The following is a 21,870-nucleotide window of genomic DNA, read 5'->3' on the forward strand; positions in this document are numbered from 1 at the left end:
CCAGCTAACCACAACTTAATACTATCTTCATATTATAATTTACCATGGATATATTCCTAGACAAATTAGATGAGATTATAAAATCATATGAGGAGATTGTACTTGATGATGCCACACCACAACAGACATCAGTATTGTACTCTATGATACTACTTGATTTGATGTATCTCAGATATGATCCAACTGGAGAGAAGAGAAAACTATGGGCGATATCCTAAAATCAGTATACATTGCATTATTTGGCAGTTTTGGAATTGGGATGATGGTTGGATATCTTATTGGATTGTTAAAATAATTACTATAACTGTAATTACTTCTACAATACCTGATGCCCAAAAGAAGTATCACAAAGAGTGAAAAAATTAATGTCAATAGGGGAGCGAAAGGCTAGTACGATTCGAATAATTTGTGGTGATCCAGGAAGAACCAACGACCCATTTGGTGTAGTTGGTGTAGAGTTAGACTTGGATACTCGAAGAATTCGAATAAGACTTGCAAGACAATTTCTAAAATTAATTTTTTGATATTTTTAAAGGAATTAGTATAAAGATCATAGATGATACACACATCATCAGATAAAAATCACTCTAAATCTGTGATTAAATTTCAGTGTTAAAGCGAAAATTACATTAAACAAGGTAATGTTTATAATGTTTAGAGTGTAATTAACTAATATTGTCTTTTGAAAAAATTATAGAAAAAATAAGAACTGAGAATGATAATCCAAATATACTCAGTGAAGAAAAAGCAGCTGAAAAAATAGAGGAATATGCAAATAAAGAAAAGAAAAATACTAACAAAAAAATTGAAATCAAATTTAAGGGTTTTGATGGAATAGAGATTACCTGTTCTCCGGACAATATAAAATATTTAGAGAAATCGGTTGAAAAACATAAACCGAATCTGAAATATTTAACTTATGAACGATACCAATATCAAATTAAAAAATTGGAAGCTAAAATCAAATATGAAAATTTGAGAAAAGAAAGTACTAACACTAGATAATTATAGTACTAAACTAAAAATCAAGGTATCATTTCTTACAGAATGTAAAAAAATCCAAAGTATTACGCCATTTAAGAGTAATAGAGATTGTACGCGCCTTTTTTAAATTATCTTTTATAAGGTTATGAAAGTAATCTGTTTTAGTCGATGCTTCTTGCACCATGAGTGGATATGCTGGCCAATTAATAGCCCAACCGCTTTTTTCTATACAAGTTTTTAAAGGTATATCATATTTTACATATATTTTATTACCGTATAAATCAAATTTAGAAGAGTCTGTTTTATCAAGTATGTTATAAACACTAGGTGATGCTGAAATGCCAATCCATTGTTGTAAATTGTAATATTCGAGCTGCCTCATCTATAGCTGGACCCAATATTGAGTTTTTGGTTTGTATTATTCGGCCATAACTTATACATCCACGAAAATTTATTCCTCGATACAAACTGTTAATCATAAATACAATCAAAAATTTACCAACATTAACAACAGACGACTCTTTGGTATCTCCAAACACGGTAATACAAATGGTGTCTGAAAATACACGAAAATTAACTGTATAGATTTTTTTGTCTAATATATTGTATATTTGTTCTTCAAACACAAGAAGTAATGTATCCCAAGTAGCTGCTACATCGATAGGATCATTTTTCCAAATATCTTTTGTTCCCAACCTATCTATTAAAATTAAAACACCCTCTTTGTCTGTCATAGATGGTTCTGTGGAAGAGTCTGAAGTTTTATGCACATAAGTAATTGATATTATCATAAATAATCTTTTGGTATAATATTATGAATTCTATAAATCATTGTACAATTCACCATATCAATAATTTTAGTAATTAGAATTTCCACATTTTGTCATCAGTGAAATTCAATTGTACATGGATATTTTGAAAATATGATTTAAAATATCATGTATTATGAAAAATAATTAATTATAATTCACAGTAGAATAAATGTCACATTACAAAAATATAAAATCTAGTATCCATTGATCAATTCATGGAAGAAGATCCACACACAGATGAGCAGATACGAGGCATATTAGGATTAAAGAGGGTGGCAGTAGTTGGCATGTCTAAAAATCCAGAAAAAGCAGCCCACTATGTACCAAAATATCTTTCAGAGAATGGCTTTAGCATCACTCCAATAAATCCAACTGCACAAGAAATTCTAGGTAAAAAATGCCTTCAAGATGTAACTGAGATTGATACAGAGATAGACATCATAGATGTATTTCGTCCCTCAGAAGATGTTTTACCAATAGTAGAGAAGGCAATTAGCAAAAAACCCAAAGTAATTTGGTTACAAGAGGGAATTCACAATAAAGAGGCTGAAGATTTGGCAAAGAAGGCAGGCATAGATATTGTGTTTAACAGATGTATGCTTGCCGAACATAGGCGTTTGACGTAATTGACAGATGAACAATTTCTAGATCAGTTGAAACAGTTTTGTAAAAAATATAACGATATAGATGTTAGAGTAAAACAGCACGAGGATTCAGGAGTTGTGCAAATCTTAAACGACAAAGCCACACCAGTCAAGAGAGCAAAATTAGGATCAGATGAAATTATGGAACTTGCATGTGCAACAGCAGAACATCATCCATACTGGGATATTTTATATCACTGTACTCAAATTACCGAAACCGTATTGGGAGAGTGGAATGGAAAATTGAACAAAGATCAGATTGAAGAGATAAATTGGTTGTTGTCAAAAACACAAGATGCAATTAATCGTGTAGCAAAGAGTTAGGCCTTCTCACTAAAAATTGATTCACGTTTTATCCATATAGTGCCAGAGTTGTAATCTAAAAAATCTACATTCATAGATGTAATTTTATCTCTTACAGAGTCTGCCTCAGCAAATTTCTTCTCTTTTCTATAAATAATACGCATATCCATGAGCTTTTGAATCTCTTGTCTCTCAGTTGATGTGACAGAAATTAGTTTTAATCCCAATATATTTAGGATATAATGAAACAATGTGATAGCATTTTTTGCATCATTTTTTGACAGAGTTGATGAAGCAGCTGCATTATTTACCACATCTCCAAGTTGAAAGAGAGCAGATAATGCAAGATGAGTGTTGAGATTATCGTTTATTGCAGAGTCAAAAGCTTGTTTTATCTGTGAAACGGTATCATTTAATGTCTCAGAGATAGATAATTCTGTCTGAAGACATTCATGATACGCAGATTCAATCTGCCTCCATTTTGTTGTACACTCTAGCAACATTTTTGGTGTATAATCTATGGGTTTTGCATAATGTCCAGACAGACAAAATAATCTTGTCACGTTAGAGCCCCAATCATGAATAACTTGACGTGCAGTTTTTGTATTACCAAGGGATTTAGACATTTTTTCACCATCAAGTGTTACCATTCCCACATGCATCCAACATTTAGCCGTAGGTTTGTCAGTACAAGATTCACTCTGTGCAATCTCATTTTCGTGATGTGGAAATATCAAATCACGTCCACCTCCATGTATGTCAAAGTTATTTCCTAAATACTTTAGACTCATTGCAGAGCATTCAATATGCCAACCAGGTCTACCACAACCCCACGGACTAGACCAGTTAGGTTCAGTATTAGAAAACTTCCACAGAGCAAAATCCAGAGGATTATTCTTTGACGAGTCTATCCCTATACGTGCCCCCGCCTCTAATTCATCAATATGTTTGCCAGATAATTTACCATAGTTGAGAAATTTACCCACATTATAATATACACCAGTTTCAGTCGAATAGGCAATTTCTTTTTCCATTAATTGTGATATCATATCTTGTATTTCAGATATGTGTTCTGTAGCAACCGGATACTGTGATGCGCGTTTTATATTTAATTTATCTGAGCAAGATAAAAATTCATTAATGTATTTCTTTGCAATTTGTTTTGGTGTAGTAGATTCATCAATAGCTCGTTGAATGATTTTATCATCAACATCTGTAAAATTTTGTACTAACGTAACGGTAATATCCATAGATTCAAGATACCTACGCAATACATCAAATACAATTATTGTCCTCATATGTCCCACATGGGAATCATCATAAACAGTTACCCCACACACATAGATGGATACTGTCGAGGTAGAAGATACGACATTTTGATTTGTCAGAGTATCATAGATTTTCATTACTAGTCATTTCCTATTTAAAACTCTGCTGTCCCTTGTGTTTATTATTTTCATATAATGTTTTAATGTAAGATATAAGGTAATCAGGAATTTCAGTACACGAATATATCTCTGAAGAATCTAGATTAGACTCTAAACAGTATAGTATAGAGTCAAGTTCCTCATACGTCGGACCAACTTTATGATTAAGAGTAGACCGAGATGGTAAATTTGGCATATCTGATTTTTCAAGAATATTTTGTGGTATGCCTAGAAATTCTCCTAGTCGCATAATTTGACTTTGGTATAATCTATGCAAGGGTAGAATATCTGCAATATTATTCATAGACTGTATAACATTGTTAGTAAGATAGTCACTATAATTACAAGTATTTACTACAAGATAATTTAACGTGTATGCAAAGTGATACAATAAAGTGATTTGAATTTGTATTGGAATATCACTAGTGTTAATTGAGGATTGGGTGATTTTCTGATATGCATTTTTTATAAAAGTGGTATCAATTATTTCATATGGAATTTTTAAATCCGTTGCCAAAGATTGCGCATCACTTGTATCAGATGAAACTGTAGAATTGGTTGTAAATATCAATACTTTAATTTTTTTAGTCATAAATTTTCTAAACAAGAATAATAGTATAGCAGAATCAAGTTTACCATCAAGGGACAATATTATTCCAGAAGAGTTTGTTGCAGTAAGAAATTTTTGTGTAAATTCACAGTTACGTTGAATAAATTGTTCACAATCTAAATGTGATACCTTGTCTAAAATAAATTGGTTCATGAATAAATTCATCAAACATATAAAAAATTATCACATATCAATGTAGATTTCATTATTTTCAACCTTTGTTTTATAGGTAGTGAGTTTGACACCTTTGACATAATCTTGCAATTCTCCAGTCTTAAAATTAAAATGCCAAGCATGTAAAGGACATTCTACCACATCTCCATCAAGTTCTCCAGGAGCGATGGATCCATCTTGATGAGGACATATCCCATCCATGGCATAATATCCATCTTGATTAAATAACGCAATACGTTTATCATCAATGTTAAATTCTTTGCCATGACCGGCTTGAACATCATCGGTAGATGCAATTCGTCTCCATGCCATTATATCTAATCATAAATATGGACATATTTAGATTCTATGAATTAGTCGTGATAAGTTTTTTAATTGCCCATACTAGTCATATTATAATGAATGAGGCATACGTGTTACTAAACGTAGATTACAAGAGTCAAAAGGCAATAATTAGTGAATTGGAAAAAATATCATGTGCAAAGAGCGTAAAGACGATATATGGCATATATGATTTATTGGCAATTTTGCAATCAGAGAATATGCAAGAATTAAAGACTGCAATTGATGGCGATATACACAATATCAAAGGAATCAACAATATGACTTCACTAATCACAATAGAGTAGAAATTGGCAGAATATGAAATAATTGTGATTGGCGCAGGACCAGCAGGTTTGTCTGCAGGAATATTCATTGCCAGACAAAAGGCATCTTGTCTATTAATTTCAAAGGATCTAGGTGGTCAAATGAATCTAATTCCAAAACTTGAAAATTATCCTGGTACCATCATGTCTAGTGGTCCACTACTTGCAAAAACATTAGAAAGTCAATATCTCACATTCAATGGAGAGTTGAGTTATGATACAGTCACAAACATAGAAGAGTCAGAGAAAGGATTAGTAGTAAAAACTGAAAGAGGTGAACACATAGCAAAAGCAGTTGTAATAGCTCCGGGAAAAATTCCAAATAATTTAGGAGTAGAGGACGAAAGTAAATTTGCAAACAAAGGGGTACATTATTGTACCAAATGCGATGCACCATTTTATCAAGGTAGAGTCACAGCATCCGTAGGAGTTGGAGCATACCTGTTAGAATCAGCAGTACTGTTATCACGAATGGCAAACAAGGTATATGTAATATTCAAAGGAGGTCGGCTAGGAGGAGATAAAGATCTCATAGCATCACTGGAGAAGAAAGAAAATGTAGAATTAATTCCAAGTTCCAGCATAATATCAATATCAGGATCTGGAAATTTACAGCAGATTAAACTAGAAGATTCATCAGGTACACAGAAAGAACTTGATGTCGATGGGTTATTCGTAGAAATGGGATCAAAGATTAATCTAGATTTTGTCAAAAATCTGGTAGGGTTGAATTCAAAGGGAGAAATTGAAGTAACAGCAGGTGGAAAAACATTACATCCAGCAATATTTGCAGCCGGCGATGCCACAGATATTCCATATAAACAGATTGTCGCTGCGTGTGGAGACGGAGCCGCCGCTGGAATATCCGCATTCAACTATATAGAAAGATTAAAGGGCAGACCAGGCATACGCTCAGATTGGAAGAAACAGATTGGGGATACCGTATTCCACTATTAATTAAAAGTTTTAATTTCACTACAATTATTATTAATTATGAAAGTAGTATTTGGAGCAGGGTGTTTTTGGCACGTAGAAGATCTATTTAGCAAAATACCAGGAGTGACCGATACCATGGTAGGATACCTTGGTGGCACATTAGATAACCCCAGTTATGAAGATGTATGTAGAAATAATACAGGTCATGCAGAGGTAGTTCAAGTTGATTATGATCAAAGCAAGGTAACATTTCAAGAATTATTGGATGTGTTTTGGAATAATCATGATCCCACCACACTAAATAGACAAGGTCCGGATGTGGGCAATCAATATAAATCCGCGATATTTTACCATGATGAAGAACAAAGGACGTTAGCAGAAAAATCAAAGAATCAGATGAATGATTCTAAAAAATTTACAAATCAAATAGTCACAGAAATTACCAAAGCTACACAGTTTTATCCTGCAGAAGATTATCATCAAAAATATTTTAAAAAATGTGGGATTAATCGTTAAAAATAGAATGTGAATTTAACCTTGACCTTCAATGCCCATAAGGGTAAGTGTTGAACGTATTTTGTCAATTTTACGAATCTGCCATGTAATTGCTTCACGCAATAGACTGACCTCTTTAGATTCAACTTTTACAAGTATATCATATGCACCAAATGTGCCATGAACTTCTTTAACGGTATCCAGCTTTTTTAGTTGAGCAATTACAAGTTCCTCAGAGCCCAGCTCACAATTTATCAATACATATGCAGACGCCATTACTTTGTTGTGGTATTTTATCATATATAACAATTAAAAACAAATGAACTCATGATTCAACATAAAACCAATAATTTCACATATTAATAAATATCATGATTTTCACCATTAACAAATTCTAATATTCAAAAAATATATCAGAATTGGGTATTTAAAAAAAGTGTAGAGTATGTGATAAAAATATACATAAAATAAAAATATCCTAAAAATTAAATTTATAAAAAATTAAATACAAGTATACTAGTAATTGTAAATGAATACACCATGCATGAATTTATAATACGTAAATTAAATGAAGATGATTTATCAAAAGGATTTTTTGATACCTTGCAATCATTATCAGATGTAAAAAATATGAATATAAAAATTGCAAAAAAAATATTTAAAAAAATAAACATTGATGAAAATTATCATGTATTTGTAGCAGTGAATAATGATCAAATAGTTGGCACATTAACATTATTAATCGAACAAAAATTAACTAATAATTGTGGTAAATCAAGTCACATAGAAGATGTATCAGTACATAAATCATTTCAGAACAAAGGAGTTGCCACAGAATTATGTAAAAGGGCAATAGAGTATTCAAAAAAAATGAAATGTTTTCAAACTGTATTAGATTGTGCAGATGAGGTAATTCCCCTATATCAAAAAAATAATTTTAAGATACATGGAAGTGCCATCAGATATAATCATCTATGATAAAGCAAATTCACATTTGTAAATATGTAAACTAGAATTCAATATGATACATGGTAAAGGTTTAGGAATATTTGTAATTTATCATTTAGCACAAAACATACAATATAAGAGAAAAATTTGGATTTATGAAATATAGAATAATTTTAAATAACATACACTGTATCATAGAAACCTTTATCAAATATTATACAAATCATAACTTATGCAAGTTCAAGAAATCGCATCTAAAGTTCTAAAGACTGGTAAAGGCGTTCGCGTTGTTACAGTTTGTGATATGAATGGCAAAATAGTGTACAGTGCACGTCCAAAATCCATCAAAATACTTTTGGGCGCAGATGACAGCAAGACATCACTACGAAATGCAGCTAGACAATGGAGAGCCCGAAAAGCACTCGCTAGAAAAATCGGTCAGTGTAGATATGTTTTAGCACACTATGAAAAGGTAAAAAGAATCACAATGCCAGCTGGAAAAAATCACCTACTATTCATAACGACTTCAAATTCTTTTGATCACATGAAAATTGTGCGCAAAGTACGTAGATTATAAAAATTTTACCAACTAACTATTTTTAGACTATTTAGAGTGTAGAGTTAATCACTAGCTAATCTGAGGTATAAACACAATCAATCATAGAATTATTATTATGAGGTACAAAAAATTATGTATGAAAGCAAGATTTGCTACAGTTTGTATTTCGTGTGGAGATCAAATAGAAAAGGGTAAAGAAATTGGAAAAGATCCTACAGGAAAGTGGGTACATAGACATTGCATAGATGATTTAGAAGGGTTACCCTGAAAATTAAATATAAAACAACGGTTAGATTTTTATTCCAAAATATACAACTATATTATAACATGGATGAGTCGTATGAACCCAAGTGTCAAGAAATTTTAAAACAGAAAAAGATCAGATTCGCAGGAGTAATAGATGAAAATGGAAAAATATTAGCAGGTGGATTTAAAAAAAATATAATTCCTCTAGAAGAGGATAAAAAGAAATTAGACTCGTTTATGGAATTCGTATCCATGGTATCAATAAGAAAAGAATATGATCATAGTTTGGGACCAATAAATTATCTAGCAGCACGAAGAGACAAGTTGGTACTAGTTAGTTTTCCATTTCCAATAACAAAGGTTATTTTACTAATATCTGCAGAACCTACAGTGAATATTGAGGAAATAGCAGGTGTGGTAGTATCTACATTTAGTGGTTACAATTAAATCTCAAAGTATACAGTTCAATAAATTTTAAAAAAGATAGGATATGCCGGAGGTGGGTTTCGAACCCACGACCTCCAGATTATGAGTATTACCCTTTATGAGGACTGGCACTCTAGGCCAGGCTGAGCTACTCCGGCACAAAATTTCACATATTTGATTATAAATTAAATGATTCGTAGATGTAATTATACACTAAACAAATACAGAATAATATATTGCAGTTTTATAATCAACATATTGAAATCTAGACGAGTAATAGACATTATTAGAAAAATGCATATGAGCAAAATTGGTGATGAAAAAACTTGGATGGAGATTGAAAATAAAATTATAAACAACATCCCCCTCATAACAGAAGAATCAAAGTATTTTGCCCAAATGACTAGAATTTATAAAAATCCATCCATCCCACATCGCAAAATATTTCACTCCAAGCTACCAGAAGATAACATGTACATACCATGCAATACATGTAAAGAAAGTGCAAAATACTATTGTCACATGAATGATCTGTATTTTTGTATGAAACATATAGTTGGACACGATGAAAACGAATAATCATTGTCATATATGACTAGGTTGTAGAGAAAAATATGGAATCCATAAAATTTACACTGGATAAGGAACAAGAGATTACCAAGGCACAGATTAAAGAAATTCAAAAATATCTAAACAGTATGCCAGTAAAAGATATTTTGGCAGGACTCAAATTTGCAAAAAATCGTTGGGATGCAAAAGATGCAGGAGTGCTAAACATGGGAAGAAAAAGTATTGTACAGAAAGAAATTGAGGGAATCACATCAGAGCAAGCAGTATGGAGATTAAACAATTGGAAAATCATGATTGTCAATTATAGGGAAAAAGGATACAGTTATCCCACTATATCACGAATCAAAAAAATATTAATTACAAAACGTGGCTAAATTTGAACCATGGTTTTGTTTGCAGGAGTTGTAAGATTATTAGGTATTTCAGGAATGTTTGACTTTGCATTACCTTCTATTAATTGACTTACCTCTTGTAGAATATTTGCTGCATCAGAATTACTATTTACAGAAGGCAACATAGCATCGGATGAATTTAATGAAGTATCATTCATCACATCACCTAGTGTAGATGATAGATTTTGCATAACACCATTCATCTCTGGCATTATTCCACCTAGTGACATACTTAGATCTTTAATGATGGACATACATGGACTTAGGGTAACTACGACATCACCTAGTTCTGAAACAGTTTTCAGTCTAAAATCAATCTGTTCCATAGATAGACGTGCCTTACTTACCATTGAATGCATTTTACGAATTTCTACTAATTCTGCAGCATAACCTTTTGCATATAATACATTATGTGTACGTTGTGCATTAACAATTTTTTGTAGTATAAAAGAATCTTTACTTTTCAATTTTTTCTCAATTTGAGTTAATTTGCTAATTGGTTGCATCAAATGGTTATGGGCATTTTCTAATTTGGATTTAAGGGGAACGGCAGGTTTTACCCTATTTAGAACTTTTTGAGATACACTCACAGATGACATTTTATTCCAACTATTACCTAACATAGATTTACAATAGTATTTTATCAAATTACTTTAAAACAGGCGTGTAACTCTGCCCTGTGTCACTAGGGTTACAGATTTCAGGAAGACAACTTATCCAAAGGTAAATGTAAAGATCTCAAAGTCAGGCGTATCTACTTTGATTACTAACAGATGAGATTCAGTATCATCAGTACTAACTAAATTATATAAATCAGAATCAGATACACGAACAATTCCATCAGAGTCAACATGTTTACCGGCACGTTCAGCAGATATGATCTCACCGTCAAGTGAGATTTCCAAATTTGCGTTATTTGCAGCTACGATATTCACTTCTTTGGCAACGAATGGCAATACAACATATCCAGAATCAGATACAAGTCTCATAGAATCGTGCATATTGTTCCATGTACCTTGAATGTAAAACTTGTTTTTATAATACTTGTCATCTTTTGGTAGTACATACACTACATCTTGTCCAGGCAAAAATCCATTTTCATTTCCAAAATTACCACGAGTAAAGCCATATCCAAAATATAGCTCTGGAGTTACTCTTTGAAAAGAATGGGTAAATTCTGTAACATCAACAGTAGTATCTGCAGACACAAATTTAACACCCAGAGATTCTGAGCGCTCTTTTAATAATTTTTGAATTTCAAGTTCAGTTTCATCATAAGAGCCTTCACCAATATGATCGTATCTGATGTATCCTTCATGATCTGCAAGATACTTGCGTGGCCAATATCTATTTTCAAACGCTTCCCAAATTTCCTTGTCATTATCTAATATTACAGGATAATTTATAGAGTGTTTATCAACTGCAGTTTGAACATTAGATAGATCTTTTTCAAATTCAAATTCTGGACTGTGTATACCAATTATTAACAATCCATCATCTACATATTTTTCATCCCATGCAGTGATGAATGGTAGTGTACGTATACAATTGATACAGCTGTATGTCCAAATATCATACAACACCACCTTGCCCTCAATGGCAGCGGCTAGTTCTTCAGGAGAGGTATTGATATAGCCTGCAATGCCAACTAAATCAGGTGCCTGTTTGTACCTAGATTTATCAATTAACGCCACAACGTTAGACAAGTCTGTAGTCGTACCCTGTAATGTAGTAGTGTTTGAATTTTGATATTGAGGTTGAGTATTTTGGTCCAAGTAGGAAAAAGATACACCAAGTGCAGCTATAACGCCTACTATAACAATTCCCATTATAACAGCAGTACGAATTTCAGATTTCAACCCAACAGCACCAATTCATTCAAGAGTGGGAAATTTGCAATATATGCAAGTTGGTTTGTAAATACAAGAATGCCTAAAAGTATAATGAATCCTCCAAGAATAAAGGAATAATATTTGAGATGTTTGGTCATAGAACGAATTACTCGTGTTGCACGTGAAAAGAATATACCCATCAAAATGAATGGTATGCCCAATCCTAAGGAATATGCCAATAAAAGATAAAATGAAAGAGATGGAGTCGTAGCTGCAAGAGTAAGTATTGTACCTAAAATTGGTCCTACGCACGGAGTCCAACCTGCAGCAAACGCAAGTCCAAATATAAATGACATTGGATAACTTGATTTTGAATTAGTGGGGAGAAATTTTTTTTCTATATTCAAAGATCGAAATTTGTTGGCAAGAATTAAAAAAACACCAAAGCCAATTATAATTATACCACCGATATAATTGAGTCCTGTTAATACTTCATCTGCTGCACCACCTAAAATACTATTAATAAAAACACCTAATGCGGAGAAAACCACGGCGAATCCTAAAACAAAGAATACCGAATTTAATACAACACGTGATCGATTCACCATTACTGTTGAGCCATTCTTTGTAGTTAGATCTGATACAGTAGTACCTGAGATATAGGCAAGAAATGCAGGAATCATAGGTAAAATACACGGTGCAACAAAAGATCCCAATCCAGCAAGAATTGCAATAACAATTGTTATCTCGGCCATAACTCAATATTATTACTTAGTAATTTAAATGAAGATCATACCATAATTTGATGTATAATATATTATAAAATTCAAAAATGAATACATTTCATGAGGTTCTGTGAACTCTCAAGCGCATAGGCACGATATGGATCTTCTCTAAAATCTCAGAAATGATTACATAGTGTGGTTAAATATTCTATAAATTTTTTAATACTTAGATACAATGTGGATCTTTAAAATATTACAACTAAGAATCGTATGCTTTAAAATCTTTTTATCTGTTCACTCTATTCACAATATTATATATTGTGGGTTAATATTGTATACAAAGAATGCATCGTGGTTTATTTTTATTTATAAACTCACATAATTTTTCTATAATATCACTGATTTTTAGTTGTGCAGTGTCATATTCTTTTTTCTCAATGTCGTCATAAAAACTAATTAATTTTCTTTGGAGTGATATATCGATATTGGATATCTCGTTTGAAGATTTTAAACTATCATATGCCGCTGTATGCTCCTTTAACATAATAATATTATTTTTAGATTTACTGGAAACATAATTGAAACCAAATTTCTTAGAAAAATCTTTTACTTCATCATGTAACTGACACGCATTTTTATAGTTTTTTTCTTTCAAATCGTTAGATTTTGTATAATTATATATTCCTAAAGTAACTAAACCAGTAGTGAGAATTCCTATAAAATTCCAATACGGATGTATATCATCAAAAAAGACAATTGAAATTATAAAAACTAATGATACACACACACAAATTAGAAAAGGGGAAAATAGATATACCATCAAAACCACATCAGGAGTTTCTTAATTTAGTACATAAATTAGATACGAATTTTTCATCTATTTCTAGTTTTTCGATTTTGGGGTGTTTTTCTCGTGGCATAAATGAAGGAGTATCATTGTAAGCAAGGACACTATTTTTATCACTTCCACCTAAAGCATCAAGAATCAAATGATATGATGCAATAGCATGGTAGTTCTTACTTTTCATTTCTTCATTGTTTTCATCTACTTTCAAATACGAACCAAATACGTTCAAAGTTTTTAGTATAATTGCGCTGAGTTGATCTTTAAACATAGTATCAGATGCACTATATTTCATAAGTTGTTCATACTCTGTATACAAGTTCAATAAAGAACTGGTAATGTCCAGCAATCTTTTCGTAAAATCTACAATATATTCAGTATTATTTGGATTGGGACTACAGGCTCCCATCATCACAGGAGTGTGTGATGGATAAGATCCAACAAGTGGGAGGGCGCCAGATATAGAATCTGGGGATTTCGTCACTATAATAGGTTCCATGTTTTCAACAAATCCCATACTTCTTTACATTGTTTCGCGGTAAAACTTTCTCTTTTTTGCTCTACTTTTTTAATTGCATCCTCATCAGACAATTTCTTAACATGTTTTTGATAATGTAAAGACGCAGCAATTTCTAAAAATGTCATGTCTGTTTCACGACCTTGTATGAATTGCTGAAAAATTTCAAATTTATCTTGAGATTCTTTGTTTACAAATTGTGTTTTTTTATCAGGTATTGTATCATAAAACTCGGTTAGTGCAAATCCGCATGTTGATAGCGTTGAACAATAAGGACCGTGTATATACCATGAAAAATCATATCCCAAATAGATGTCAAATGTTTGTAATAAATAAATAAATTTTTGTAATTTTATACGATCATCAAGAGTTTTCATAGAAAAGTCAAAGTTTGGAAATTGCTTAAGAATAAATCCTAAATCTATTGGTTGTTTATCCAAATTTCATACACCTATAAACAGATACGTTACAATAATATATGCCATATTGTACCGTACTATACAGTATGTTATAATCGTATATATACAATAAATGGCTGTACGAATAGGTATTAATAAATTGAAGTGTTAAAAAATTAAAAATTTTTATATATCTCTGGCAAAGCCTGAAAATTTTGAATCGGATGATCATCATAAATATCAATGTGCGTACAGATTTCCGTATTGGCAAGTTAGATGGACTTGCTGATTCCTGTGAGACATCATTAAATCTTTGAAATTTTTCACAGGGTATCAAATTATTGATAAAGATATGTCGAGAGTGCAATCACATATTCGGTGCTATTATGTGTAAATGTTACAACTATTTTTTTCTTTACCAATTCATCTATTGCATCTAAAATTTTTTTTCCGTTTAGTTCATTCCCATCTGGCGTTTTTAAATATTTATCATTTACATCTATTGGGTAAATCACATGAACTGGAAATAATTTATAAATTAAGCTATCAAAGATTTCTTTTTTAGTGATATTGTATATGATTTCATTTATTGAGTATGCACGATTCCAATTTATGAATAGATACCACACAACAAGTTTCTTAGGATTTGTATCTGGTATATACACACCCTTATGATCTTTAGATGGTAGTTGGTATTTGTCACTAAATTTGGCTTTTACATCGGCTATTGGAAATGTCATGATGTAATTAATTTTGTATGTGGTATAAACATTTCGTAAAATGTGTTGGATGTAAGTCATATCATCTGAAATAATGTAAACTAAAAAAACTGACGCTCAGTCAGTTAAAAAATAATTCGTATTGACATCATCTACAACAACGAATCCAACTAGGTCGCATGATGAATTTATTAGTTCTGACATGATCTTTAGAGTCATACCAAACTTTAGCATAAATTTGTCTCATAGATTATATTGTCATTTCTCTTTTTAAAATCATATTGTAAAGATGAATTCTCAGATGTGATTACTTGAATAGATGATGATTGAAATAAATGCTAAGACATGCATACATTGATTTTAAATTACAAATTTGACAAACCTGAATCTACAATTAAATTATCATTAATTATTGTCAGTGTAATTAATTGCCCTGCTTGAAATTTATCTAACTCTCTCATCATTGATATTCTACGTTTAGATACACATCTTTTTGGTATAGATTTACCATCTAGTATAATGGTAAAAAATTCAGGCAGTAAACTGTAAAAGTTTTCAGATTGATTCTCGATATACACTTATGACACCATAATTTATTTCAGATCTGGTTAAGACTCTTTGAATTTGCATTAATATTTAAAATTATTAACAACAATCTATTAACTGTATATCATATATTCAATCATATAGTATACGCCAATATCTAATTACAAGGTTACTGATCTAATTTTAAAATTTTTGCCTCTCCTACATCAATAGCCCCATCAGGTATTTCATCAACTAAATTTGAATCATATTTCTCTAAAAATTCTTTATGGTTAATAGGATCAGGTAACCATATTTTAGATTTACTCGCTACTTCAGTTAAATACTCAAAAATTATTATTACTTTCCAAAATGTTTTGAATTGACAAAATTCATCTGCAATATTTAAAATATCTTTCAAACCTGAGATATTACTTTTAAAGCCCACACCATCAATCAAAGCCATTATTTTAGGTCTTTCTATATCTTTTACATCATTCCAACTATTTTTTGCTTCTTGTATCTCTAATGAATCTTTTGATTCACCATACTGACCTATGTTTGAAGTATGCACAGTAGATTTAAAACAAATTTTAGGATGACTAGCATTTGGAATTACAAAATCATAGGAAATTTTTCTAATTGTAATATCTTTTGAAATTGGTTTTATTGCTTTTTGTTGTGGTTCAAATGGTATATTCAGTTTAAGAAGTTGTACAGCTAAGCTTTTTTCAGCATAGTGTCCTAAACGCTTTGCACGTTCCTGTCGTATAAAACCAGGCCATGTTGCCTGATTCAAGGTTTCTAGTATTACATCTAACATTTTATCATCCACTTCACAATTTTTGTCAATTATTTCAGCAAACACCCTTCTCATATTATCTGTTAAATATTTTTCAGCATATGGGAGTATTTTAGAATCTGAAGATAATTTAGAAGATTTAGTTGGGACTTTAATGGACTTATTACTCTGAAGCATAGAGCGTAAATCAGTAAGTATCTTATTTCTAGTAGAGCCAATTAACTGTAGTATTATCGAAACTAAATCAGTATCTTTTTCTTCTTCAAGAATTTTATAAATTTTATTACACGCAATTTTAGAATCTTTATTCTTACACAATATACAAATAATTTTTTTTAGTGTAATTTTATTCTCAACTGTCAATTTAGCACGATATATGAATGAGTTAAGAAACTCATCTTTTGTATGTTCCCATACATGATCAAAAAATTCTTTTTGTAAGGTTTCAGCATTTGTCAATTTAAGAGTTAATTCCATTCGATGTAGCCATACGTCTTCGTGGATTATTTCCAGTATCCATAGTTGTAGAATGTATTATATCCAACGTTTTCCAATCAGGTATTTTAAAAGGTTCGCAAATTTTATTTCGTATTGTATCTCTAAAATCAGAATTGAGTTCAACCCCTATTCCCTTTCTATTCATTGCTCTTGAAATTTTTAATGTAGTACCTGAACCTAAAAAAGGATCAAATACAACATCGCATTCATTAGTCATTGTTTCTAACATTATAGATACTAACTCGTCAGGATATGATGCAATATGATAATTCATTGTTTTAACATTAGGAGGTCTATATGCAGGGATTCGTAGTATATTACCTAAACATCTACCTCGCGGATTCATTTTGTTCTTACGAGGATCTACATGCTTGTATTTATTTTCTACACGTGGTTTATGAAACGTATAATCACTATTCCCACCATCTTTTGTAAATATCAATAATAATTCATACTTATTATCAAATAATCGTTCTATGTAAGATCTAGGTTGTGGTAATGCATTTGGGATATACCAAATCAAAGAATCCCACAATTTCCAATCTTTCATTCTGCCATATATGTCATAACCGATTGGAATAAATTGTTTATTATGTCTCCTATTTCCAACATTTAATACAAAGATTGCATTTGGTTTTGCAATTCGATAACATTCATTCCAAACATTGTTTAGTCTTCCCAAATATGTCTCATAGTCACTTGAACCTATTTGATTCTTATGACCATAATCTTTCAAGTTCCAATATGGTGGACTAGTCATAATGAAATCTACTGACTCATCTTCGATGAAGTCTAATGATTCAGAATTATTAAAGTAAACAGTTTGTCCACTCACATGTAGAACTTGTTTAGAATGTAAGCGTTTTTGACCCAATACTTTTTTTTAGTATTTACTACTTTTTAACTTTATATGATTATTTATAAAGAAATACATAATATTCTGTAAATTTTTTTAGTCTGCTTTATTCACGGATATACTACCATTCTTCTTGATCTCAAAAACAATAGTCTTAGGCTCATTTAGTTCTTCTAAAATTGGTTTGGGAACAATCACCATACATCCTCGTGTATCATGATATTGTAATTTGACGTTAAATTTTGTTTCATCTTTTTTCCATCTAGTCATAATATTGTGTTAATCGTTTATAATTTAAATCTAACCAATAGGATACGGTAATGTTAATATTAACCAATAGGATAACATAGTGTATGAATCAGCGCAAACAACAAGCAAAAACAATGTTGGAAACACCCAACACGGTTATGCAAACTAGTACTAACACATTCAAAGTAAAATCAATGACAACACCAGGTAAATATTATGTTGTTCCTCGTACATGTCAAAAACTTGTGTGTGAATGTCCTGATAATCAATACCACAAAAGTGACTGTAAACACATTCATGTTATTCTCAATATAATAAAACAGAATAGATGTTATGTTAATAACGAATTTAAAATAATGGAACGTTCCAAACTTAACCTTTGTAAATATTGTAGTTCAGGTAATATACGCAAACGTGGATTTAGAACTAACAAATATGGTAAACTCCAAAAATACCAATGTTTAGAATGTACAAGACTCTTTACTACAAACTTTGGGTTTGAAAAAACTCAGGTTCACCACTCTATAATTACTGGTGCTATGCAGATGTATTTTACAGGTATGTCAGTTAGAGATATTGCAAATCATTATGAGATGATGGGTATCAAAATATCTCATATGGCAGTTTACAAATAGATAAGCAAATATTCACAAATGACTCAAAAATATCTAAAAGAAATAATCCCTAGAACCTGTAATCGCACATGGGTAAGAGCAGATGAAGTATGGCTAAAAATAGATGGTCAGAAAAAATACTTGTTTGCATCCATAGATAACGACACTCGGTATTTTCTCGCTTATGATGTAGCAGATACAAAAAAACAACACAAGGCAGACGATCTTTTGATTCGTACAAAAAAAGCAATNAGTAAATCTCCTAAACATTTTACAACTGATGGATTAGTTGCATACGCTAAAGCATCTAAAAAAATATTTGGTAAAGATACTCAACATCACCCACACATCCATCTAAAAGATGATAGTAACAATAATGTGATGGAGAGATTTAATGGTACGTTTCGTGATCGTGAGTTAGCATTTAGATGTCTTAAGAAAAAAGACACTCCAATTATTGGAGGCTATCAAGTCTTTTACAATTATACAAAAAAACACATTGGACTTGGTGGATTGACTCCAGCAGAAGTATCAAAGATCAAAGTTGAGGGTGTTAACAAATGGCAAACTTTGATACAAAACACAAGTTTGTATACTTGGGAATAGACACCATAAAATATACGAGTGATTTTATTAAATCAGATTTTTAGTTTATATCGTAAAATAGCAACTAGGTTTATGAGACAAATTTGTGCCAAAGTGTGGTATGATACAAAGGACAGCATCAAAACTAGTACGTTTACCATTCATCCTTGTTGGGTTCGTTGTAGCAGATGTAACCCAAATCCATTTTATGAATTATGATATTCCTTAGTTTTTAAGATTTCAGAGAGATTCATATTGAGCATATGCGCCTAAGGGTTTACAGAACCTTTCATGATCTAATTTATTTAATGATAAATTTATGATTAATTATGAATAAACGATTCATAGTTGTCGGTATAATACTTGGATGTGTTCTTACAATGGCAGTTATAGCAGGTGCACCGGGACTCGGTGGCTTTGATATGGCAAGATGATTAAATTAATTTAAATTTTTTGCCTGCCGATTCCACAACATTTAGAATTTTATCCATATCTTTAAGATTGAGACGTGCTGTTATCGACATACGAATTCTAGCACTGTTTAGTTGTACAGTTGGATAACGTACAGCTTGAGCAAATACATTACGATCAAACATGTATTTACTAAATTGCATGGAGATTTTCTCATCTCCAATCATAATTGGCAAAATATGGGTAGATGATGATAAATCAAATCCACATTGTATCAAACCCTTTTGAATATATTTTGTATTTTTTTTCAAAATTTTCAATCGTTTAAATCTATCAGAATTTATTCGAAGCAAAGAGTCTTGGATGTGAATAGATGGTAGTGCAGAGGTATAGATGAATGATTTTGATTTATTTATACACAAATCAATTAGATCATTTGTTGATGCAATATATCCACCAAATGAGCCAAGTGCTTTACTCAGACTGCTAGTTAAAATATCCACTTTTCTAGATACACCAAGTAAATTAGATGTTCCACGTCCATCACTTCCCATTACAAAATCGCCATGTGCGTCATCTAGAATTACCATAGCATCATACTTTTGCGCAAGTTCGGTAATTTGTTTAAGATTGGCCATATCACCATCCATACTGAATACACCTTCAGTAATAATGAATTTTCTTGCTTTAGATTTTAGTTTTGTTTGTAAATTATTCATGTCATTATGTTGATATATTGATACTTTGGCCCCAGCTAGTTTACACGTATCAATGATACTAGCATGATTTAATGAATCACTAATTACTAAATCATTGTGCTGTATTATAGAGCCGGCAAGTCCTAAATTTGCCATATAGCCAGTTGGGAATACTAGAGAACTCTGTTTTGATTTATGAGTGGCAAGTCGTTTTTCTAATTTACTAAACATAGAATCATTTCCAGATAATAATCTAGAACTAGATTGATTCGATGATAATTTAAGTGAGGTTTCAATTCCAAGATAGTCATTAGAACATAAATTTAATAATTTTTTTTTATGAATATAGATAAATTGTTTATTGTATCGTGCAGGATACATGAATCTGTAAAGACCATTAGCATGAATATCATGCAATACATCTTGGAATGATTCTCTAGACTTTAAGACCAATTTTTTCAATCATCTCTTTATCTTTGAGTGAAGAGTTACCACCCATTGTAAGATACCCAGATGTTATAATTCCATTAGCTCCACTCAATAAGAGATGTTCTCCACCATTTGAGATTCGAGTCTCTCGTCCACCAGATATCTTTATGATGGATGTTGGCAATAAAAATCGAAGAATAGCAAATATTCTCACTATATCCAATTCAGATAAATCAGAGTTAATTTCTAATGGTGTACCTGGAATTGGAACAAGAATATTCAATGTTACCTCTTCAGGTGCCAAAGATCCTAATTCCATCGCAAGCTCTAATCGTTGTGCGTCAGTCTCATTCATTCCTATTATCCCTCCTGTGCATAGTTGTAAGCCTGCATGTCGTGCTATGCGTAATGTATTCAATCTGTCATCATACGAATGGGTAGTACAGATATCAGGGAATTTTGATTGACATGTCTCCAAATTATGATTATATCGATGAATCCCCAATTCTACAAGTCGTTCTGCCTGCGATGATGTTAGAAAGCCCAGACTACAGTCAACTTTTATTCCAACTAAATCATTAATCTGTTGTATGATTTCACAAACTTGTTCAAAATCATCGGCAGATGGTTCACGCCATGCTGCAACTAAACAATAAGATACGGCCCCTTCATCTTTTGCCTTTTGAGCACGACTCACAATTTCTTCAGGCAGGGGTAGTCGATAGGAATCAATTCCAGTATTATAAAATGCAGACTGGGAGCAAAAGGTACAATCTTCACTACAAGCATTCTTTTTGATATTATCAATCTGTTCCAAATCTACCAATGTACCATGAAATTGTCTTGTGATTTCATTAGCTGCCTGTGCTAATTCAGACGTATGCTCAGTTGAAAGAGAATAGAGTTTTTTTACATCACTAGTAGAGATAGAATCACCATCAAGGATTTGTCTCTTGCAAGAAAGAATAAACTCTGAATTGTTCAACTACAAGTCT

Annotated in this window: 36 protein-coding genes and 1 tRNA gene; 17 read left to right on the forward strand and 20 right to left on the reverse strand. The window is 31.6% G+C overall.

What is annotated here, in order from left to right; genetic code table 11:
* Positions 1-44: 44 nt before the first annotated feature.
* The 3 genes from R1F52_00635 to R1F52_00645 all read left to right on the forward strand — a co-directional run bounded on the left by R1F52_00635 (position 45) and on the right by R1F52_00645 (position 1,005).
* Positions 45-218 (forward strand): hypothetical protein, encoded by a 174-nt coding sequence (locus R1F52_00635; GenBank protein WOV93181.1) that lies wholly within the window; start codon positions 45-47, stop codon positions 216-218.
* A gap of 147 nt (positions 219-365) precedes the next feature.
* Complete coding sequence (locus R1F52_00640; protein ID WOV93182.1) at positions 366-524, forward strand: hypothetical protein; 159 nt, start codon at positions 366-368, stop codon at positions 522-524.
* A gap of 151 nt (positions 525-675) precedes the next feature.
* On the forward strand, positions 676-1,005 hold the full coding sequence (locus R1F52_00645; GenBank protein ID WOV93183.1) for a hypothetical protein: 330 nt from the start codon (positions 676-678) through the stop codon (positions 1,003-1,005).
* A gap of 28 nt (positions 1,006-1,033) precedes the next feature.
* Here the strand turns inward: R1F52_00645 and R1F52_00650 are convergent, their stop codons facing one another.
* Together R1F52_00650 and R1F52_00655 are read right to left on the reverse strand one after the other, a co-directional pair.
* Positions 1,034-1,366: a hypothetical protein gene (locus R1F52_00650; protein WOV93184.1), complete on the reverse strand. Its 333-nt coding sequence runs from the start codon at positions 1,364-1,366 to the stop codon at positions 1,034-1,036.
* On the reverse strand, positions 1,308-1,754 hold the full coding sequence (locus R1F52_00655) for a hypothetical protein (protein ID WOV93185.1): 447 nt from the start codon (positions 1,752-1,754) through the stop codon (positions 1,308-1,310). Before R1F52_00655 ends, R1F52_00650 begins: the two co-directional genes overlap by 59 nt.
* Before the next feature lie 257 nt (positions 1,755-2,011).
* Here R1F52_00655 and R1F52_00660 point away from each other — a divergent pair, with 257 nt between their 5' ends.
* On the forward strand, positions 2,012-2,422 hold the full coding sequence (locus tag R1F52_00660; protein WOV93186.1) for a CoA-binding protein: 411 nt from the start codon (positions 2,012-2,014) through the stop codon (positions 2,420-2,422).
* The gene (locus R1F52_00665) at positions 2,423-2,764 is read left to right on the forward strand and encodes a hypothetical protein (GenBank protein WOV93187.1); all 342 of its coding nucleotides are present in this window, start codon (positions 2,423-2,425) and stop codon (positions 2,762-2,764) included.
* On the opposite strand, the gene cysS is transcribed toward R1F52_00665, so the two are convergent.
* The 3 genes from cysS to R1F52_00680 are packed head-to-tail and all read right to left on the reverse strand — an operon-like array spanning position 2,761 to position 5,266.
* A complete protein-coding gene (gene cysS / locus R1F52_00670; protein ID WOV93188.1) occupies positions 2,761-4,149 on the reverse strand; it encodes a cysteine--tRNA ligase in 1,389 nt (462 codons plus the stop codon). The genes R1F52_00665 and cysS overlap by 4 nt on opposite strands.
* 13 nt (positions 4,150-4,162) lie before the next feature.
* A complete protein-coding gene (nadE, locus tag R1F52_00675; GenBank protein ID WOV93189.1) occupies positions 4,163-4,933 on the reverse strand; it encodes an NAD(+) synthase in 771 nt (256 codons plus the stop codon).
* 30 nt (positions 4,934-4,963) lie between these two features.
* Complete coding sequence (locus tag R1F52_00680) at positions 4,964-5,266, reverse strand: Rieske 2Fe-2S domain-containing protein (GenBank protein ID WOV93190.1); 303 nt, start codon at positions 5,264-5,266, stop codon at positions 4,964-4,966.
* A gap of 86 nt (positions 5,267-5,352) precedes the next feature.
* Here R1F52_00680 and R1F52_00685 point away from each other — a divergent pair, with 86 nt between their 5' ends.
* From R1F52_00685 to msrA, 3 genes are read left to right on the forward strand one after another with little or no spacing between them, the layout of a single operon-like run.
* Positions 5,353-5,583, forward strand: coding sequence for an Lrp/AsnC ligand binding domain-containing protein (locus tag R1F52_00685; protein WOV93191.1), 231 nt, complete (start codon positions 5,353-5,355; stop codon positions 5,581-5,583).
* 3 nt (positions 5,584-5,586) lie between these two features.
* Positions 5,587-6,558, forward strand: coding sequence for an NAD(P)/FAD-dependent oxidoreductase (locus R1F52_00690; protein WOV93192.1), 972 nt, complete (start codon positions 5,587-5,589; stop codon positions 6,556-6,558).
* Between the two features lie 36 nt (positions 6,559-6,594).
* Positions 6,595-7,053: a peptide-methionine (S)-S-oxide reductase MsrA gene (gene msrA, locus R1F52_00695; protein WOV93193.1), complete on the forward strand. Its 459-nt coding sequence runs from the start codon at positions 6,595-6,597 to the stop codon at positions 7,051-7,053.
* A 15-nt stretch (positions 7,054-7,068) separates the two neighbouring features.
* Here the strand turns inward: msrA and R1F52_00700 are convergent, their stop codons facing one another.
* Entirely contained in the window at positions 7,069-7,308 is a 240-nt protein-coding gene (locus tag R1F52_00700; GenBank protein ID WOV93906.1) for an Lrp/AsnC ligand binding domain-containing protein, read from the reverse strand.
* Between the two features lie 264 nt (positions 7,309-7,572).
* Between R1F52_00700 and R1F52_00705 the strand changes: the two genes are divergently transcribed.
* The 4 genes from R1F52_00705 to R1F52_00720 all read left to right on the forward strand — a co-directional run bounded on the left by R1F52_00705 (position 7,573) and on the right by R1F52_00720 (position 9,232).
* Positions 7,573-8,010 carry a GNAT family N-acetyltransferase gene (locus R1F52_00705; GenBank protein ID WOV93194.1) on the forward strand — a complete coding sequence of 146 codons (438 nt, stop codon included), beginning with the start codon at positions 7,573-7,575 and terminating at the stop codon, positions 8,008-8,010.
* 202 nt (positions 8,011-8,212) lie between these two features.
* The gene (locus R1F52_00710) at positions 8,213-8,557 is read left to right on the forward strand and encodes a hypothetical protein (protein WOV93195.1); all 345 of its coding nucleotides are present in this window, start codon (positions 8,213-8,215) and stop codon (positions 8,555-8,557) included.
* A gap of 118 nt (positions 8,558-8,675) precedes the next feature.
* Positions 8,676-8,807 carry a hypothetical protein gene (locus R1F52_00715; protein ID WOV93196.1) on the forward strand — a complete coding sequence of 44 codons (132 nt, stop codon included), beginning with the start codon at positions 8,676-8,678 and terminating at the stop codon, positions 8,805-8,807.
* Positions 8,808-8,866: 59 nt separating this feature from the next.
* On the forward strand, positions 8,867-9,232 hold the full coding sequence (locus R1F52_00720; GenBank protein WOV93197.1) for a DUF6659 family protein: 366 nt from the start codon (positions 8,867-8,869) through the stop codon (positions 9,230-9,232).
* Positions 9,233-9,276: 44 nt separating this feature from the next.
* Here the strand turns inward: R1F52_00720 and R1F52_00725 are convergent.
* Positions 9,277-9,369 (reverse strand) — tRNA-Met (locus tag R1F52_00725).
* A 100-nt stretch (positions 9,370-9,469) separates the two neighbouring features.
* Between R1F52_00725 and R1F52_00730 the strand changes: the two genes are divergently transcribed.
* Positions 9,470-9,790 carry a hypothetical protein gene (locus R1F52_00730; protein ID WOV93198.1) on the forward strand — a complete coding sequence of 107 codons (321 nt, stop codon included), beginning with the start codon at positions 9,470-9,472 and terminating at the stop codon, positions 9,788-9,790.
* Between the two features lie 35 nt (positions 9,791-9,825).
* Positions 9,826-10,155: a hypothetical protein gene (locus R1F52_00735; GenBank protein WOV93199.1), complete on the forward strand. Its 330-nt coding sequence runs from the start codon at positions 9,826-9,828 to the stop codon at positions 10,153-10,155.
* Here R1F52_00735 and R1F52_00740 read toward each other — a convergent pair.
* The 11 genes from R1F52_00740 to R1F52_00790 form a co-directional block, all read right to left on the reverse strand.
* Complete coding sequence (locus R1F52_00740) at positions 10,152-10,796, reverse strand: hypothetical protein (protein ID WOV93200.1); 645 nt, start codon at positions 10,794-10,796, stop codon at positions 10,152-10,154. The two genes, R1F52_00735 and R1F52_00740, sit on opposite strands and share 4 nt — an antisense overlap.
* Before the next feature lie 90 nt (positions 10,797-10,886).
* Positions 10,887-12,032: a redoxin domain-containing protein gene (locus R1F52_00745; protein ID WOV93201.1), complete on the reverse strand. Its 1,146-nt coding sequence runs from the start codon at positions 12,030-12,032 to the stop codon at positions 10,887-10,889.
* Positions 12,029-12,760, reverse strand: a complete 732-nt coding sequence (locus R1F52_00750) for a cytochrome c biogenesis protein CcdA (protein ID WOV93202.1) — start codon at positions 12,758-12,760, stop codon at positions 12,029-12,031. The genes R1F52_00745 and R1F52_00750 overlap by 4 nt, the downstream gene beginning before the upstream one ends.
* A gap of 295 nt (positions 12,761-13,055) precedes the next feature.
* Complete coding sequence (locus tag R1F52_00755) at positions 13,056-13,550, reverse strand: hypothetical protein (GenBank protein WOV93203.1); 495 nt, start codon at positions 13,548-13,550, stop codon at positions 13,056-13,058.
* 10 nt (positions 13,551-13,560) lie between these two features.
* Positions 13,561-14,091 carry a hypothetical protein gene (locus R1F52_00760; GenBank protein WOV93204.1) on the reverse strand — a complete coding sequence of 177 codons (531 nt, stop codon included), beginning with the start codon at positions 14,089-14,091 and terminating at the stop codon, positions 13,561-13,563.
* Positions 14,058-14,531, reverse strand: a complete 474-nt coding sequence (locus R1F52_00765) for a hypothetical protein (protein ID WOV93205.1) — start codon at positions 14,529-14,531, stop codon at positions 14,058-14,060. The genes R1F52_00760 and R1F52_00765 overlap by 34 nt, the downstream gene beginning before the upstream one ends.
* A gap of 296 nt (positions 14,532-14,827) precedes the next feature.
* Positions 14,828-15,229, reverse strand: coding sequence for a hypothetical protein (locus R1F52_00770; GenBank protein ID WOV93206.1), 402 nt, complete (start codon positions 15,227-15,229; stop codon positions 14,828-14,830).
* 344 nt (positions 15,230-15,573) lie between these two features.
* Positions 15,574-15,786: a hypothetical protein gene (locus R1F52_00775; protein WOV93207.1), complete on the reverse strand. Its 213-nt coding sequence runs from the start codon at positions 15,784-15,786 to the stop codon at positions 15,574-15,576.
* Positions 15,787-15,923: 137 nt separating this feature from the next.
* Positions 15,924-17,012 carry a hypothetical protein gene (locus tag R1F52_00780; GenBank protein WOV93208.1) on the reverse strand — a complete coding sequence of 363 codons (1,089 nt, stop codon included), beginning with the start codon at positions 17,010-17,012 and terminating at the stop codon, positions 15,924-15,926.
* The gene (locus R1F52_00785) at positions 16,996-17,907 is read right to left on the reverse strand and encodes a site-specific DNA-methyltransferase (protein WOV93209.1); all 912 of its coding nucleotides are present in this window, start codon (positions 17,905-17,907) and stop codon (positions 16,996-16,998) included. Before R1F52_00785 ends, R1F52_00780 begins: the two co-directional genes overlap by 17 nt.
* Before the next feature lie 78 nt (positions 17,908-17,985).
* Positions 17,986-18,159 carry a hypothetical protein gene (locus R1F52_00790; GenBank protein WOV93210.1) on the reverse strand — a complete coding sequence of 58 codons (174 nt, stop codon included), beginning with the start codon at positions 18,157-18,159 and terminating at the stop codon, positions 17,986-17,988.
* Between the two features lie 83 nt (positions 18,160-18,242).
* Here R1F52_00790 and R1F52_00795 point away from each other — a divergent pair, with 83 nt between their 5' ends.
* From R1F52_00795 to R1F52_00805, 3 genes are all read left to right on the forward strand, one after another.
* Positions 18,243-18,773: a hypothetical protein gene (locus tag R1F52_00795; protein ID WOV93211.1), complete on the forward strand. Its 531-nt coding sequence runs from the start codon at positions 18,243-18,245 to the stop codon at positions 18,771-18,773.
* Positions 18,774-18,791: 18 nt separating this feature from the next.
* Positions 18,792-19,358 carry a DDE-type integrase/transposase/recombinase gene (locus R1F52_00800; protein ID WOV93212.1) on the forward strand — a complete coding sequence of 189 codons (567 nt, stop codon included), beginning with the start codon at positions 18,792-18,794 and terminating at the stop codon, positions 19,356-19,358.
* Between the two features lie 72 nt (positions 19,359-19,430).
* Positions 19,431-19,556, forward strand: a complete 126-nt coding sequence (locus tag R1F52_00805; GenBank protein ID WOV93213.1) for a hypothetical protein — start codon at positions 19,431-19,433, stop codon at positions 19,554-19,556.
* 215 nt (positions 19,557-19,771) lie between these two features.
* Here R1F52_00805 and R1F52_00810 read toward each other — a convergent pair whose 3' ends face one another.
* Both R1F52_00810 and bioB read right to left on the reverse strand, forming a co-directional pair.
* Positions 19,772-20,899 carry an aminotransferase class I/II-fold pyridoxal phosphate-dependent enzyme gene (locus tag R1F52_00810; protein WOV93214.1) on the reverse strand — a complete coding sequence of 376 codons (1,128 nt, stop codon included), beginning with the start codon at positions 20,897-20,899 and terminating at the stop codon, positions 19,772-19,774.
* A complete protein-coding gene (bioB, locus tag R1F52_00815; protein ID WOV93215.1) occupies positions 20,883-21,860 on the reverse strand; it encodes a biotin synthase BioB in 978 nt (325 codons plus the stop codon). The genes R1F52_00810 and bioB overlap by 17 nt, the downstream gene beginning before the upstream one ends.
* Positions 21,861-21,870: the final 10 nt, after the last annotated feature.

The sequence above is a fragment of the Nitrosopumilaceae archaeon AB1(1) genome, from assembly GCA_033471095.1.
Classification (GTDB): domain Archaea; phylum Thermoproteota; class Nitrososphaeria; order Nitrososphaerales; family Nitrosopumilaceae; genus Nitrosoabyssus; species Nitrosoabyssus spongiisocia.

Excerpts from the sequence above, each read along its gene's own strand:
- R1F52_00635 (WOV93181.1), top strand. The coding sequence starts at position 45 with ATGGATATATTCCTAGACAAATTAGATGAGATTATAAAATCATATGAG.
- R1F52_00640 (WOV93182.1), top strand. The coding sequence starts at position 366 with ATGTCAATAGGGGAGCGAAAGGCTAGTACGATTCGAATAATTTGTGGT.
- R1F52_00650 (WOV93184.1), bottom strand. The coding sequence starts at position 1,366 with ATGAGGCAGCTCGAATATTACAATTTACAACAATGGATTGGCATTTCA.
- R1F52_00660 (WOV93186.1), top strand. The coding sequence starts at position 2,012 with ATGGAAGAAGATCCACACACAGATGAGCAGATACGAGGCATATTAGGA.
- cysS (WOV93188.1), bottom strand. The coding sequence starts at position 4,149 with ATGAAAATCTATGATACTCTGACAAATCAAAATGTCGTATCTTCTACC.
- nadE (WOV93189.1), bottom strand. The coding sequence starts at position 4,933 with ATGAACCAATTTATTTTAGACAAGGTATCACATTTAGATTGTGAACAA.
- R1F52_00680 (WOV93190.1), bottom strand. The coding sequence starts at position 5,266 with ATGGCATGGAGACGAATTGCATCTACCGATGATGTTCAAGCCGGTCAT.
- R1F52_00685 (WOV93191.1), top strand. The coding sequence starts at position 5,353 with ATGAATGAGGCATACGTGTTACTAAACGTAGATTACAAGAGTCAAAAG.
- msrA (WOV93193.1), top strand. The coding sequence starts at position 6,595 with ATGAAAGTAGTATTTGGAGCAGGGTGTTTTTGGCACGTAGAAGATCTA.
- R1F52_00700 (WOV93906.1), bottom strand. The coding sequence starts at position 7,308 with ATGGCGTCTGCATATGTATTGATAAATTGTGAGCTGGGCTCTGAGGAA.
- R1F52_00705 (WOV93194.1), top strand. The coding sequence starts at position 7,573 with ATGCATGAATTTATAATACGTAAATTAAATGAAGATGATTTATCAAAA.
- R1F52_00710 (WOV93195.1), top strand. The coding sequence starts at position 8,213 with ATGCAAGTTCAAGAAATCGCATCTAAAGTTCTAAAGACTGGTAAAGGC.
- R1F52_00715 (WOV93196.1), top strand. The coding sequence starts at position 8,676 with ATGAAAGCAAGATTTGCTACAGTTTGTATTTCGTGTGGAGATCAAATA.
- R1F52_00720 (WOV93197.1), top strand. The coding sequence starts at position 8,867 with ATGGATGAGTCGTATGAACCCAAGTGTCAAGAAATTTTAAAACAGAAA.
- R1F52_00735 (WOV93199.1), top strand. The coding sequence starts at position 9,826 with ATGGAATCCATAAAATTTACACTGGATAAGGAACAAGAGATTACCAAG.
- R1F52_00740 (WOV93200.1), bottom strand. The coding sequence starts at position 10,796 with ATGTTAGGTAATAGTTGGAATAAAATGTCATCTGTGAGTGTATCTCAA.
- R1F52_00750 (WOV93202.1), bottom strand. The coding sequence starts at position 12,760 with ATGGCCGAGATAACAATTGTTATTGCAATTCTTGCTGGATTGGGATCT.
- R1F52_00755 (WOV93203.1), bottom strand. The coding sequence starts at position 13,550 with ATGGTATATCTATTTTCCCCTTTTCTAATTTGTGTGTGTGTATCATTA.
- R1F52_00760 (WOV93204.1), bottom strand. The coding sequence starts at position 14,091 with ATGGGATTTGTTGAAAACATGGAACCTATTATAGTGACGAAATCCCCA.
- R1F52_00770 (WOV93206.1), bottom strand. The coding sequence starts at position 15,229 with ATGACATTTCCAATAGCCGATGTAAAAGCCAAATTTAGTGACAAATAC.
- R1F52_00780 (WOV93208.1), bottom strand. The coding sequence starts at position 17,012 with ATGGAATTAACTCTTAAATTGACAAATGCTGAAACCTTACAAAAAGAA.
- R1F52_00790 (WOV93210.1), bottom strand. The coding sequence starts at position 18,159 with ATGACTAGATGGAAAAAAGATGAAACAAAATTTAACGTCAAATTACAA.
- R1F52_00795 (WOV93211.1), top strand. The coding sequence starts at position 18,243 with ATGAATCAGCGCAAACAACAAGCAAAAACAATGTTGGAAACACCCAAC.
- R1F52_00805 (WOV93213.1), top strand. The coding sequence starts at position 19,431 with ATGAGACAAATTTGTGCCAAAGTGTGGTATGATACAAAGGACAGCATC.